This is a genomic window from Fibrella aestuarina BUZ 2 (genome assembly GCF_000331105.1).
In the GTDB taxonomy this organism is placed as follows: Bacteria; Bacteroidota; Bacteroidia; order Cytophagales; family Spirosomataceae; genus Fibrella; species Fibrella aestuarina.
On the sequence record NC_020054.1, the window covers coordinates 5,534,074 to 5,547,776 of the forward strand.

Annotated in this window: 12 protein-coding genes; 4 read left to right on the forward strand and 8 right to left on the reverse strand. The window is 55.1% G+C overall.

Going from position 1 to position 13,703, the window contains the following annotated elements; genetic code table 11:
* Positions 1-100: 100 nt before the first annotated feature.
* The 4 genes from FAES_RS22895 to FAES_RS22910 all read left to right on the forward strand — a co-directional run bounded on the left by FAES_RS22895 (position 101) and on the right by FAES_RS22910 (position 6,909).
* Positions 101-3,286, forward strand: a complete 3,186-nt coding sequence (locus FAES_RS22895) for an efflux RND transporter permease subunit (RefSeq protein ID WP_015333570.1) — start codon at positions 101-103, stop codon at positions 3,284-3,286.
* Entirely contained in the window at positions 3,279-4,694 is a 1,416-nt protein-coding gene (locus FAES_RS22900; protein ID WP_015333571.1) for a TolC family protein, read from the forward strand. Before FAES_RS22895 ends, FAES_RS22900 begins: the two co-directional genes overlap by 8 nt.
* 108 nt (positions 4,695-4,802) lie before the next feature.
* Complete coding sequence (asnS, locus tag FAES_RS22905; RefSeq protein ID WP_015333572.1) at positions 4,803-6,269, forward strand: asparagine--tRNA ligase; 1,467 nt, start codon at positions 4,803-4,805, stop codon at positions 6,267-6,269.
* 187 nt (positions 6,270-6,456) lie between these two features.
* On the forward strand, positions 6,457-6,909 hold the full coding sequence (locus FAES_RS22910) for a ferritin-like domain-containing protein (RefSeq protein WP_015333573.1): 453 nt from the start codon (positions 6,457-6,459) through the stop codon (positions 6,907-6,909).
* A 105-nt stretch (positions 6,910-7,014) separates the two neighbouring features.
* On the opposite strand, the gene FAES_RS22915 is transcribed toward FAES_RS22910, so the two are convergent.
* The 8 genes from FAES_RS22915 to atpB form a co-directional block, all read right to left on the reverse strand.
* Positions 7,015-7,887: an aldo/keto reductase gene (locus FAES_RS22915; protein WP_041258309.1), complete on the reverse strand. Its 873-nt coding sequence runs from the start codon at positions 7,885-7,887 to the stop codon at positions 7,015-7,017.
* A 132-nt stretch (positions 7,888-8,019) separates the two neighbouring features.
* Positions 8,020-8,808 carry a hypothetical protein gene (locus FAES_RS22920; RefSeq protein ID WP_148289433.1) on the reverse strand — a complete coding sequence of 263 codons (789 nt, stop codon included), beginning with the start codon at positions 8,806-8,808 and terminating at the stop codon, positions 8,020-8,022.
* Between the two features lie 103 nt (positions 8,809-8,911).
* On the reverse strand, positions 8,912-9,769 hold the full coding sequence (locus tag FAES_RS22925) for a prephenate dehydrogenase (protein ID WP_015333576.1): 858 nt from the start codon (positions 9,767-9,769) through the stop codon (positions 8,912-8,914).
* 35 nt (positions 9,770-9,804) lie between these two features.
* Positions 9,805-10,968, reverse strand: coding sequence for a pyridoxal phosphate-dependent aminotransferase (locus tag FAES_RS22930; protein WP_015333577.1), 1,164 nt, complete (start codon positions 10,966-10,968; stop codon positions 9,805-9,807).
* Positions 10,969-11,080: 112 nt separating this feature from the next.
* Positions 11,081-11,620 (reverse strand): ATP synthase F1 subunit delta, encoded by a 540-nt coding sequence (atpH, locus tag FAES_RS22935; protein WP_015333578.1) that lies wholly within the window; start codon positions 11,618-11,620, stop codon positions 11,081-11,083.
* 10 nt (positions 11,621-11,630) lie between these two features.
* On the reverse strand, positions 11,631-12,125 hold the full coding sequence (atpF, locus tag FAES_RS22940; RefSeq protein ID WP_015333579.1) for a F0F1 ATP synthase subunit B: 495 nt from the start codon (positions 12,123-12,125) through the stop codon (positions 11,631-11,633).
* 168 nt (positions 12,126-12,293) lie between these two features.
* Positions 12,294-12,551, reverse strand: a complete 258-nt coding sequence (gene atpE, locus FAES_RS22945) for an ATP synthase F0 subunit C (RefSeq protein ID WP_015333580.1) — start codon at positions 12,549-12,551, stop codon at positions 12,294-12,296.
* A 50-nt stretch (positions 12,552-12,601) separates the two neighbouring features.
* Positions 12,602-13,702 carry a F0F1 ATP synthase subunit A gene (atpB, locus tag FAES_RS22950; protein WP_015333581.1) on the reverse strand — a complete coding sequence of 367 codons (1,101 nt, stop codon included), beginning with the start codon at positions 13,700-13,702 and terminating at the stop codon, positions 12,602-12,604.
* Between the last annotated feature and the right edge of the window lies 1 nt (position 13,703).

Sequence of the window (13,703 nt, forward strand, 5' to 3'; positions counted from 1 at the left end):
ATAGTCACGGTCTAGTCACACCTCATTTAGCACATAGTGTTCGCCTACCCCATACATTGTACATTATCCATTTTTCATTATACATTCTTAAGCAGAAACTATGTTTGCTAAATTCATACGCAGGCCCGTTTTCGCAATCGTGATTTCGATCATGATTGTCTTTATCGGCGTACTGGCTATTAAGAAGTTACCGATTTCACAGTTCCCCGATATTGCGCCGACGACGGTCAATATTTTCATTGCCTATCCCGGTTCCAGCGCCGACGTGCTGGTTAAATCCACGCTGATTACGCTGGAACAGGCGATCAACGGGGTGCAGGATATGCGCTACATCGCCACCGATGCTACGAGCGCCGGTGAAGCCACGCTCCGGATCATTTTCGAGCCGGGCACCGACCCCAACGACGCCGTTATCCGGGTGAAAACGCGGGTCGACCAGGTGATGCCGCTGCTCCCCGAACTGGTACAGCGCGAAGGGGTTGTGATCACGCCCATTCAGCCGAGTATGTTGATGTACGTCAACCTCTATTCGACCAATAAGAGCATCGACGAAAAATTCCTGTTCAACTACGCCACGGTGAAGATGATTCCCGAGATCCAGCGGACGAAGGGGATTGCCCGGGCGCAGATTCTGGGTAGCCGCCGCTACGCCATGCGCGTGTGGCTCAACCCCGACCGGATGCGGGCCTACAACATCTCGACGGAGGAAGTCATGAAGGCGATCGGTGAGCAGAGCATCATCGGGCGGCCAGGCCGGATCGGGCAAAGCTCGGGTATTGCGGCGCAGTCGCTGGAATACGTGCTGACCTACAAAGGGCGCTACAACAAGCCGGAAGAATACGAGAACATCATTGTTCGGGCCAACTCGGCCGGGGAAAGCATTCACCTCAAAGACATTGCCCACGTTGAACTAGGTAGCGAATTCTTCGACATCTACTCCAACCTCGACGGCCATGCGTCGGCGGCCATTGTCTTGCGCCAAAACTACGGCAGTAACGCCAGCGACGTAATCGACGAAGTGAAAGAGAAACTCGACGTGATGAAAGCGTCTTTCCCGCCGGGCGTCGATTACAAAATCAGCTACGACGTATCCAACTTCCTGGACGCCTCGATCGAGCAGGTCATCGATACCCTCCGCGACGCCTTCATTCTGGTCGCGCTGGTGGTGTTTATCTTCCTGGGCGACTGGCGGTCTACCCTCATTCCGATTCTGGCGGTGCCGGTATCGTTGATCGGGGCCTTCTTCGTGATTCAGGGCTTTGGGTTGTCGATCAACCTCATTACGCTCTTCGCCCTGGTACTGGCCATCGGGATTGTGGTCGATGACGCCATTGTGGTGGTAGAAGCCGTGCACGCCAAGATGGAAGAAAAGCCGAAGCTAACGCCCTTTGGGGCCGTCAGGGAAGTGCTGGGCGAGATCAGCGGGGCCATTATTGCCATTACCCTCGTGATGGTGTCGGTATTCCTGCCCATCTCATTCATGTCGGGTCCTGTGGGTACGTTCTACCGGCAGTTTTCAATCACGATGGCCAGCTCGATTGTGATTTCGGCCATCATCGCCCTGACGCTGACGCCCGTTTTGTGCGCCATGCTGCTGAAAAACCACCACGGCCATCCGCCCAAAAAGAATATCCTGAGCCGGGCGATCGACCGTTTCAACCAGGGCTTCGATAAAATGACGGGCTGGTATGTGGGGCTGCTGCGGCTGATCGTCAATCGGCGCTTCGTCACGTTTGCCGTGTTGGCGGGTTTCTGCGCGGGCATTGTGTTCGTGAACAAAATTCTGCCTGCGGGTTTCATCCCAAACGAAGATCAGAGCACGATCTACGCCATCATTCAGACGCCGCCGGGCTCGACGCTGGAGAAGACCAACCAGGTGTCCCGGAATCTCCAGAAGATTTGCGAAGAGGTGCCGGGTATCGAGTCGATCTCGTCGCTGGCTGGCTACGAAATCATGACCGAGGGTCGGGGTTCCAACGCGGGTACGTGTCTGATCAACCTTAAGCCCTGGTCGGAGCGCGACAAAAACGTGAAGGAGATCATGGAAGAGTTGGAAGAGAAATCGCGGAACCTGGGCGCGACCGTCGAATTCTTCGAACCACCGGCAATTCCCGGTTTCGGTACGTCGGGCGGTTTCTCGATGCGTCTGCTCGACAAAAACACGGATACCGACTACAGCGAATTTGACAAGATCAACAAGCAGTTCATGGATAACCTGGCCAAACGCCCCGAGCTGACCGGCCTGTTTACCTTCTTCGCGGCCAACTACCCGCAGTATGAACTGGAGATCGACAACAACCTGGCCATGCAGAAAGGCGTGTCGATCGGGAAGGCGATGGACAACCTGAACATCATGATCGGTAGTACTTACGAACAGGGCTTTATCAAGTTCAACCAGTTCTTTAAAGTGTATGTACAGTCGGATCCCAGCTTCCGGCGGTTACCGTCTGACCTGCTGAAGCTGTTCGTCAAGAATGATGAGGGCGAAATGGTACCGTACTCGTCGTTCATGAAGCTGAAAAAAGGGCAGGGACCGAACGAGATTACCCGCTTCAACCTGTACAACTCGGCGGCTATCCAGGGGCTTCCCGCCAAAGGCTACACCACGGCCGACGCCATTGCAGCGATCCGGGAGGTGGCCGCCAAGACGCTGCCAAAAGGGTACGACATCGCGTTTGAGGGGCTATCCTACGACGAATCGATCCGGGGCAATGAGTCGCTCTACGTCTTCCTGATCGTGTTGGCCTTCGTCTATATGGTGCTGGCGGCGCAGTATGAGAGCTTCATCATTCCGCTGGCCGTAGTGTTCTCGCTGCCGGTTGGGGTATTCGGCTCATTCCTGCTGCTGAAGCTCATGGGTCTGGAAAACAACATCTACGCGCAGATCGGCCTCATCATGCTGGTTGGTCTGTTGGGTAAAAACGCCGTACTGATTGTGGAGTTTGCCGTGCAGAAACGACAGCAGGGCGAGACGATCCTGAACGCGGCGATTGAAGGGGCCAAAGTTCGTTTCCGCCCGATCCTGATGACCTCCTTTGCGTTCGTCGCCGGTCTGATTCCGCTGATCCTCGCCAAAGGAGCGGGCGCCATTGGCAACCGCACCATCGGTGCTTCGGCCATGGGGGGCATGCTGTTCGGCACCATTTTCGGGGTTATCATCATCCCCGGCCTGTATTACATCTTTGGTTCACTGGCCGACGGCCGCAAGATGATCCGGGATGAAGACGAATCACCATTAACTGAAGCCATTGAGCCGCACTATGTTGAGGAAACAGATCATGCATAAAGGAATCGTTGTGGGGGGGATCTTACTGGCCATTGGGGCCTGCAAAGCCCCCCAAACAACCATCCGGGACGAAAACCGGGGTGTTCCCGGTAAGTACAGCTACACGTCGGACACCACGAATGCGGCGCGGATCAAGTGGCAGGACTTCTTTCCCGATCAGAACCTGCGCAACCTGATCGACACGGCCCTGCTCAACAACCAGGAACTGAACATCACGTTGCAGGAGATTGCCGTTTCGCAGAATGAAGTACTGGCTCGTCAGGGGGAATACAGGCCCTTCGTGGGTGTCCGTGGTGGAGCCGGTGTCGATAAAGTGGGGCGATATACCAACATCGGTGCTCTGGAAAAGAACATCGACATCGCCCCGGACCGGGAAACGCCCGAACCCCTGCCCGATTTTCTGATCAGCGCTTTTGCCACCTGGGAGGTCGATATCTGGCACAAGCTCAGGAACGCCAAGCAGGCGGCCGTAAACCGGTATCTGGCGTCGGTAGAGGGTCGGAATTTCATGGTGACTAACCTCATCGCCGAAATCGCGACGTCGTACTATGAGTTGCTGGCCCTTGATAATCAGCTGGCGATTGTTCGGCAGAACATCGAGGTGCAGAACAACGTACTGTCGATTATCCGGCAGGAGAAGGAAGCCGCCAAGGTGACCGAACTGGCCGTTCGGCGGTTTGAAGCGCAGGTATTGAACACCCAGAGTATTCAGTTCGATCTTCAGCAGCGAATCATCGAAACCGAAAACCGGATCAATTTTCTGGTAGGCCGTTACCCGCAGCCGGTGGCTCGCAACGCGGCGGCGTTTAATGGTACGGGGTTGCCTACGGTCACTACGGGTCTGCCCTCGCAACTGCTGGCCAACCGCCCCGACATCCGGCAGGCCGAGTTGAACCTGATAGCCGCTAAGCTGGACGTGAAATCGGCACAGGCGAATTTTTACCCTTCTTTGCGGCTGTCGGCAGCCCTTGGTCTGAATGCGTTCACGCCGGGGTATCTGTTCAATCCGGCGTCGATGCTCTCGTCACTGGCGGGCGATCTGGTTGGACCAATCGTGAACAAGAACGGTATCCGGGCCACGTACAACACCGCTACGGCCAAGCAGTTGCAGGCCGTTTATCAGTACGAACGAACGGTGCTGAACGCCTTCACGGAAGTGACGAACCAGCTGTCGCGGATCGATAACCTGGGCAAGAGCTACGAACGGAAAGAGAAGGAAGTACAGGCGCTGACCCAGTCGATCAGCATTTCCAACAGCCTGTTCCGCTCAGCCCGCGCCGACTACATGGAAGTACTGCTTACCCAACGCGACGCGCAGGAGTCGCGCCTGCAACTGGTAGAAACCCGTATGCAACAGCTAACGGCTACGGTCGCCGTATACCGTGCGCTGGGTGGCGGCTGGAACTAGGGTTGTTGTCATTCGTTGTGCAAAATTTCACGGCGAACGGCAACGAATGCCTATTTAATGACGGCACAGCCAAATGACCGTTTCTCCTAACCACGTACCTTTGTGGCTATGAGTTACCTACCTGTCAAGCAACTGCTTCAGACGGAACCTGGCCAGACCGTGACGGTGAAAGGCTGGGTACGTACCAAGCGCGAAAGCAAAAACGCTGTCTTCATCGCCCTCAACGACGGCTCCACTATCCATACGATTCAGGCGGTGGCCGAAGCGGGTCAATTGCCCGACGAAACACTCCGCCTCATTACCACCGGCGCCTGCGTGGCTATCACGGGTGAGCTGGTTGCTTCGCAGGGCGCGGGGCAGGCGGTAGAAGTTAAAATCACCGACGTACACATCTACGGCCCGGCCGACCCCGAGAAATACCCACTGCAACCCAAGCGGCACTCGCTCGAATTCCTGCGTGAGATTGCGCACCTGCGGCCCCGCACTAACACGTTCAGCGCCATTCTGCGGGTACGTCATGCATTGGCCTTTGCGGTACACAAGTATTACAACGACAACGGCTTTTACTACCTCAACACGCCCATCATCACGGCGTCGGATGCTGAAGGGGCCGGTGAGATGTTCCGCGTGTCGACGCTCGACCCGATGAACCCGCCCAAAACTGAGGAGGGTAAAATTGATTACAGCCAGGATTTCTTCGGCCGCGAAACCAATCTGACGGTATCGGGCCAACTGGAAGGCGAGCTGGGTGCGCTGGCGCTGGGCAAGATTTACACCTTCGGGCCGACGTTCCGCGCCGAAAACTCGAACACCACCCGCCACCTCGCCGAGTTCTGGATGATTGAGCCCGAGATGGCGTTTTTCGAGCTGGAAGACAACATGAATCTGGCCGAAGACTTCGTGAAGTCAGTGATTCGGTACGCACTCGACCACTGCGCCGACGACCTCGCGTTCCTCGACAATCGGTTGAAGGAGGAAGAAAAGACGAAGAAAAAGGAAGAACAGAGCGAGATGAGCCTGCTCGACAAGCTGCGTTTCGTGGTCGATAACGATTTCGAGCGGCTTACCTACACGCAGGCCGTCGAGATTCTGCGCAATTCAAAACCCGCCAAGAAAGGGCAGTTCCAGTATGAGGTGAGCTGGGGAATCGACCTGCAATCGGAACACGAGCGGTATCTGGTCGAGAAGCATTTCAAGAAACCCGTTATCCTAACCAACTACCCCCGGGAAATTAAGGCGTTCTACATGAAACAGGACGACGCCCCCGCCACCAACGAACGCGGCGACGTATTCGGTCCGACGGTGCGGGCGATGGACGTGTTGTTCCCTGGCATCGGTGAAATCATCGGCGGCTCGCAGCGGGAAGACGACCTCGACAAACTCACTGCGCGGATGCACGAGGTGGGTATCGAGCCCGAAGCCATCTGGTGGTATCTGGATACGCGCCGGTTTGGCTCGGCCCCACACGCCGGTTTCGGGCTGGGCTTCGAGCGGCTGGTGCTATTCGTAACGGGCATGGGCAACATCCGCGACGTGATCCCCTTCCCCCGCACGCCCAAATCCGCTGAGTTTTAAGCTTTCTGATCGCAAAGGCGCGAGGGAAATCGCAAAGACCGCGATGTGTTTTCTTTAGTCAATGAGAAAAACACGTTGCGACCTTCGCGATTTCCCTCGCGCCTTTACGTTCAGAAACTCTTTCAAACATTCACTTATGGCTATGGTTGTAAATACGGATTGTTAAACCATTTACCCCACGTTAGTCATGATTAAGAATGATGATATTGTTGAGGATCTCAACGAACTGGTAAAAATCAATAACGACCGCATTCAAGGCTATATGAAAGCGGTTGAAGATACAGAAGACACGCAACTCGACCACCTCTTCAACGAGATGATCGTGCAGAGCCAGAACTTCCGTAGCCAGCTAGCCGACCACATCGTGCGCATCGATGGCTCGGCCGTTTCGGACGCCACCACGACCGACGTTAGCAGCAAAATTCACCGTGCCTGGATCGACATCAAGTCGGCCCTGACCGGCAAAGACCGCGACACGGTATTGAGCTCGGTGACCTTCGGTGAAAACGCTGCCGTAGAAGCCTACGAGAGTGCTATCGAGAATGATAAGCTGCCGGCTTACATCAAAGAAGACTTGACCAGCCAACTTTCGCAGCTGAAAGCCGCCCGCGAGAAGATGGAAGCGCTGAAAACGAAGTAGTACCCTGAGTAATCGGTACAAAAGGATAAGGGTGAGTTGGCTGACGCGCAAGATCTAGTCCTGTGTCAGCCAACTCACCCTTATCCTTTTGTACCGATCACGTTGTTATGCGCCAGCAGGCAGTGGCATATCCTGCAAATCGTCGTCCGTTAGTTTGATCTCGGCAGCGGCGGTGTTTTCCTCCAAATGCTTCACTGACGACGTACCTGGAATCAACAGCATCATGGGCGATGCAGCCAACAGCCACGCCAGGGCAATCTGATGCTCGGTGGCATTGTGGCGTTCGGCCACCCGCTTGATGGCGGCGGCGTTACCCAGATCACCACCACCCAGTGGATACCACGGGATGAAAGCAATGTTCTGGTCTTCGCAATAAGCCAACACGTCGTTCCATTTCTGTTGCCCGAAGCTGTACATATTCTGTACCGACACCACTTCAAAATACTGCTGGGCTTCTTTGATCTGCTCGACGGTTACTTCCGATAGGCCGATGTGCTTGATCTTGCCTTGCTGCTGCGCTTCTTTCAGGAAGCCGAGGTATTCTTCCGACGGCACTTTATCATCAAAGCGGTGGAGCTGGTACAGTTGAATCTGCTCTAGTTTCAGCCGTTTCAGGCTACCATTCAGCGCTTCCTCCAAGTGCTTGCGGCTACCGTCGACGGGCCACTGATTCGGGCCGGTACGTAGCAATGCCCCTTTCGTGCCGATTACCAGATCGTTTGCATACGGATGGAGGGCTTCGGCAATTAGTTCTTCCGATACGAAAGGCCCGTAGCTATCGGCGGTGTCGATAAAGTTAATGCCGAGGTCGAGGCAGCGTTTCAGCACGCGTAGGGCTTCATCGCGGTCTTTGGGCGGCCCCCAGATGCCTTCGCCGGTGATGCGCATGGCTCCGTAGCCCATTCGGTTGACGGTCAAATCACCGCCGAGTGTAATTGTTCCCGACGCTACGGCCGGTTTGTCTGTTGTTGACTGCATGGGTAATACTTGTTGAAACATGAATTGAGCCAGTCGGTGCCTGTCTCCTATCCTTCTACTAAACCATACCAGCAACTGTTTGCTCCAAACCGATTTTTCTTTGGCTGCCCGTACCTGGCCTCTGATAACACCTCACCGAACGTACTCGTAGCGCACCACTTTGGGCCCAGAATAGGGCTCCCAGTTTAAGTTTTCCGACAGGGTGATAACGTCGCTAATTACACGCCCCTTACTGTCCAGTGTTTGCTGACGTTCTTCGACTTTACCCGGCCGATACGCCGGTGCGTACGAATCAACCCGTACGCTAGTCCCGTCGTAATGGTATACTTTATAGCTGCTGACAGTGCCAACTGGCTGCTGGTACTCTTCACGTACTAGCTTACCCGACTCATAGGTATTTACGACGCGGGCGTTCAACTGACCTTCGCGTGTATAGTACGCGACTTGTATCGGCTGTTTGTCCCTGTTATAATCCGTATGGACGTAGCTAACTAAATGCCGCCAGTTGGTCGGCGGCGTCTGATTGTCGATAAAATAATCACTTTCAATCATCCTGTCCGGACTTGGGTACGTGTAAACCCATTCCCTACCCGAACGCCAGGGCTCCGACTGCAACAGTCGCGAATAGTCGTTGCGTTTCTGCAATCGCCCGGTTGAGTCGTACGTATAGGTCTGATAGCGTGTGACACTGAGTTCACCTCCTTTATCGTGTCCCCAGTTCTCTAGTTTCGCCAGGCGGCCGTTCTGATCATACACGTAGCGATCCTCGGTAAGGGGCCTTGTGCTGGTTTCATCTATAAACCAACGTACCCGTGCCAGGCGCCGGTCCACTTCCTGTGCAGGATCAACCGACCGGGGTTGGCAGCCAGCCAATCCGATGATAGCCACTACCATCACACTTAGCCATTGAATCTGTTTCATACAAGGATCGCACATTATGTATACCCCTAATGAACGATAGATGACGCACCTACGAAAGCGAATTTACTGAGCGACCGGACCGGCCTGCTATCAAGTTAGTTGGCTACCGCTTTTCGATGCCTTCCAGCACCCGGCGGATGACGTTGGCGCGGGCCATGAAATCGAGGGAGGCCGGTACGTCGCGGTCGTCGATCAGGGCTTTGAACCGCTGCAACAACTCAATGTAATCCGCTAGTGCCTGCGAAACGTTGTCGCGGTTCTGGTCGAAAATGGGTGCCCACATTTGTGGTGAGCTTTTCGCCAGCCGGACGGTACTCCCGAAACCCGTGCTCGCCATATCGAAAATGGCCTGCTCGTCCTTTTCTTTTTCCAGCACCGTCAGGCCCAGCGCGAAGGCGCTTACGTGGCTCAGGTGCGACACGTAGGCGAGGTGCAGGTCGTGTTCCTGCGGCGTCATGTAAAAGAGCTTCATGCCGATATCGGAAAACAGTGCTTCGGCCAGTTTCAGGCTATCCGGATGGCTTTTTTCGCGATCGCAGATGATCAGGTTTTTACCGGGCAACAGTTCTTTGAACGCCGCGCCGGGACCCGAGTTTTCGGTACCCGCCATTGGGTGCGCCGCGACAAACTGCGGACGATTTGGGTGCGCGTCGGCCAGCGCACAGATGCTTTCTTTAGTCGACCCCAGATCGAGCACCGTTGCCCCAGCGGGCAGTTGATCCAGCACACTCGGCAACAGGGACAGAATGGTGTTAACGGGTGTAGCTAACACCACCAGCGTACTTTGGGCGAGGGCCTCATCCAGCGGCAGGATGGTATCGACAATGCCTTTGGCCAAGGCCAGTTGGCCGTGTACGGCCGACGCATCGACGCCCACAAAGGTGGCTTTGGGGTATTTTTCCCGAACGGCCAGCGCAAACGAGCCGCCCAGCAAGCCAATACCGATGATGCTGATAGTCATGTTGTATAACGTCTGACGTTTTATGTCGTGGGAGCCTAGCCGTTAGCGGTTAGCCGGCTTACAGCTTCCCAAATGTGCTCTTTCGGCATACAGAGCGACACCCGGATGTACCGATTGCCCTTGGGACCGAAAATAAAGCCCGGCGCAATGAAAACGTGCTTGTTGTAGAGCAAATCGTCAACCAGGGCGTCGGCCGATTGAATGTGTTCGGGCAATTTAGCCCATAAAAACATCCCCTCCTGATCGCGGGCGTACGTGCACTGAAGCGCGTCCAGAAACGCATAGGCGGCTTCAAGGCGGCCCTCATAGACCGCATTCCGTTCGGCATGCCACTCGTCGGTATTGGCCAAGGCAGCGGCAGCGGCCGTTTGCAGCGCCAGAAACATGCCCGAATCGACGTTACTTTTAATCGTCAGCACCGAGTCGATGTAAGGCTTGGCGGCGGCCAGCCACCCAATGCGCCACCCCGCCATGTTGTGCGATTTGCTCATCGAATTCAGTTCGACGGCTACGTCTTTCGCGCCATCGACCGACAACAGGCTGATGGGCGCCTTCTTGTTCAGAATCAGGCTGTAAGGGTTGTCGTGGCAGAGCAGTACCCGGTGGTCGTGCGCGAACCGGACCGCGCGCTCGAACAGGGCTTTACTCGCCGGTGCGCCCGTTGGCATGTGTGGGTAATTGAGCCAGATGATCCGGGTACGTTCGGTGACTAGTTCGGCCATCTGCGCCCAGTCGGGTTGCCAGTTGTTGTCTTCCTGGAGCGAATATTCGAGCACCTTCGCGCCCACCATCTGACTCACCGCCCGGTAGGCCGGGTAGCCCAGCTCGGGCACCAGGACCTCGTCACCCTCGTTTAAAAACGTCAGCGACAGGTGGGTGATCCCTTCTTTCGAACCAATCAGCGGTAGCAATTCCGTCTCCGGGTCAAGCGTGACGCCGTAGGTACGTTGGTAGAAACCCGCGATAGCCTGCCGAAGGGCTGGAATGCCTTTGTACGACTGATAGCCATGCGCCCCCGGCTGATAGGCCGACTGCGTCAGTGCTTTCAGCGTGGCGTCGGATGGCATCATATCGGGGTTACCGATACCTATGTTGATGACATCATGACCAGCGGCCTGTAGCGTTCGCACTTCGGCCAGCTTGATCGAGAAGTAATATTCCTGTGCCTGATTGGCCCGGTGGGCGAGAGGGATAATCATAAAAAGAAAACGGTCCAACGGTTAAGGTCCAAAGTCTGAAGTAGCTGACGTCCAGACCAGACGCGACAACTAACTTTAGACTTTGGACCTTAACCGTTGAACCTCTTTACGCTTAGTTCAAAAACGTCAGCCGGAGATCGTTCAGTTGGCTCTTGATCGACGCGTCGACTTGTTGGTCGCCTACGCGCAATACGTAACCGCCAATCAGTCTTGGGTCGATTTTCTCTTCCAGCTCAACCAGTTTCGCCTTTGTCAGCGACTGTACTTTCGCCTTCAGCTGCGTGCGCAGTTCATCGGTCAGGGGCGTGGTGGTGATCACCGTGGCCCGCTCGACGCCCTTCATCACGTCGACTTGTTGGTTGAACGCAACGGCAATATCTTCGAGGATGTTATCGCGGCCTTTCTGCGCTACGATCTGGAAGAACGACAACGTCATAGGATTCAGCCGACTGCCGAATACCGCGTTGATGATGCTCCACTTCTTCGCGTTGCGCACGATGGGGTTCTTCAGCAACACACCCAATTGCCGGTTTTCAGCGAGTGTCTTCTGGAAGAACTGCATATCGCCCGACAATTCCTGTACAATTCCTTTCTCCTGCGCCAGGTCGATCAACGACTTGGCGTAGCGGGTAGCAACGGTTCCTACGGCCATGATTTCGTGCTTAGTTTAAGCGTGACGAAGCCACCAGGTCCTGAACCAGTTTCTCCTGTGATGATTTATCGGCCAATTCGCGACGGAGCACTTTCTCCGCTACTTCGATTGACAGGTTCACCACCTCTTTTTTCATGGATGCGACAAGGGCCTGCCGCTCATTCTGCATGGCTTCGCGGGCCTGCTCGAGCATCCGCTGTCCTTCAACAGCCGCTTTGTCGCGGGCATCGGCCACCAGTTTGTCGGCGGTTTCTTTGGCACCACGCAGGATGGTATCACGCTCGATGCGGGCCTGCGCCAGAATCTGTTCGTTTTCGGCTTTCAGTTTGGCCATCTCGCCGCGTGTCTTTTCGGCCAGATCCAGCGCGCCCTGAATGTTGTCTTCACGCTCTTTCAGGCTCTGCGTGATGGGCTTCCAGGCAAATTTGCTCAGCAGGAAAAACAAAAGGCCAAAGATGACCACCTGCCAGAACAATAGGCCAAGATCGGGGGTGAGCAGTTCCATAGTCAGTTATAAACGATAAAATGAAGTATAAAACGGTACGTCTTCTTTTGTTTTTGACGGAACGTACCTGACTACGGCAACCCCAATAGTCAGGTACGTTTCCAAATGCGGTGCACCCCGTGCGCCATTGCCTACTGCGTTGGCGGAGTACGTGTTGACAGTGACTGATTAACCCAGGGCAACCAGCAGACAGATAACGGCAGCGAACAGGGCCACGGCCTCGATGAGGGCGGCGATGATCAGCATGGCAGTTTGGATACGACCAGCGGCTTCAGGCTGACGGGCAATGCCCTCCATGGCGCTACCACCGATACGACCGATACCCAGACCAGCACCGATAGCGGCCAGACCAGCACCTACAGCGGCACCCATGACACCTACGTTACCAGCAACTTCCAACAAGATTGAGAGCAGATACGCTAACATCTTAAAACAGATTTATATGTGAAAAAGAAAACAAAAGAATGCAAGATTGATTAACCGATCTCTTCGCCGGGGCCCTCATAGCCAATGCCATGATCGGCCTCGTGGTGCTCTTCGATCGCGCTGCCGATGTACATCGACGTGAGCAGCGTGAAGATGAACGCCTGCAGGAACGCCACCAGCAACTCGATCAGGTTCATGAAGAGGGTAAACGGCACCACGATGGCGCTGACGCCCCAGCCCGTACCGGCACCCGCCTGACCCGCAATGAAGATCAGCGAAAGCAAGCTCAGAATGATGATGTGCCCCGCCGTGATGTTGGCGAACAACCGGATCATCAGCGACAGTGGTTTCATGATCAGGCCAACAATTTCGACCGGGATCATGATCGGCAGCAGCGCAACGGGTACGCCCGTCGGCTTCACCAGGTGCAACCAGTAGTGCTTGTTGCCGCTCAGGTTAGTGACTAGAAAAGTAATCACGGCCAGTACCAGCGTTACGGCAATATTACCCGTCAGGTTGGCACCGCCGGGCAGCAGCCCCAGCAGGTTGTTGACGAGGATAAAGAAGAACAACGTCAGCAGATAAGGCAGGTATTTTTCGTACTTGGGACCGAGGTTTGGCTTGGCAATTTCGTCCCGTACAAACACGACGATCGGCTCCAAGAAGGATTGCAGCCCTTTGGGTGCTTTTCCCTTATTCTTACCATAGGCACCGGCAATTGACGTAAACACGACCAGCAGAATAACGGCACTGAGCATGAGCGCAGCTACGTTTTTGGTGATCGAAAAATCACGAACGTGAACACCTTCAACCGGTTCACCCGCTTCAGTGACGCGGTGAATGTGACCGTGTTCTGATTTGTAGCCGTTGTAGATGGCCCCGTGGTTCAGACGCGACGACGAGAACACTTCCAGACCCCGATCGGCTGAATATAGTATGATCGGCAGGGGCAACGTAACGCCATGAGCAAACTCCCAGCCACGATCATCGCTGATGTGGTGAGTGATCATTTCCCCCACGTTGAATCCTTTCTTCTGTTCTTCGTGAGTCTCCTGACCGTCGAGGGTGTGTTCCTGCGCGAAGGCACCAGCTACCGTACTGATGATCAGCGCGAAGGCTAAAACCAATTTATTAATTGACGAGCACATCATA

Coding starts and splice junctions, on each gene's coding strand:
- atpH (WP_015333578.1), bottom strand. CDS start 11,620: ATGGCCGTAGGAACCGTTGCTACCCGCTACGCCAAGTCGTTGATCGAC.
- FAES_RS22925 (WP_015333576.1), bottom strand. CDS start 9,769: ATGACTATCAGCATCATCGGTATTGGCTTGCTGGGCGGCTCGTTTGCG.
- atpE (WP_015333580.1), bottom strand. CDS start 12,551: ATGTTAGCGTATCTGCTCTCAATCTTGTTGGAAGTTGCTGGTAACGTA.
- asnS (WP_015333572.1), top strand. CDS start 4,803: ATGAGTTACCTACCTGTCAAGCAACTGCTTCAGACGGAACCTGGCCAG.
- FAES_RS22915 (WP_041258309.1), bottom strand. CDS start 7,887: ATGCAGTCAACAACAGACAAACCGGCCGTAGCGTCGGGAACAATTACA.
- FAES_RS22930 (WP_015333577.1), bottom strand. CDS start 10,968: ATGATTATCCCTCTCGCCCACCGGGCCAATCAGGCACAGGAATATTAC.
- FAES_RS22910 (WP_015333573.1), top strand. CDS start 6,457: ATGATTAAGAATGATGATATTGTTGAGGATCTCAACGAACTGGTAAAA.
- FAES_RS22900 (WP_015333571.1), top strand. CDS start 3,279: ATGCATAAAGGAATCGTTGTGGGGGGGATCTTACTGGCCATTGGGGCC.
- atpB (WP_015333581.1), bottom strand. CDS start 13,702: ATGATGTGCTCGTCAATTAATAAATTGGTTTTAGCCTTCGCGCTGATC.
- FAES_RS22920 (WP_148289433.1), bottom strand. CDS start 8,808: ATGAAACAGATTCAATGGCTAAGTGTGATGGTAGTGGCTATCATCGGA.
- FAES_RS22895 (WP_015333570.1), top strand. CDS start 101: ATGTTTGCTAAATTCATACGCAGGCCCGTTTTCGCAATCGTGATTTCG.
- atpF (WP_015333579.1), bottom strand. CDS start 12,125: ATGGAACTGCTCACCCCCGATCTTGGCCTATTGTTCTGGCAGGTGGTC.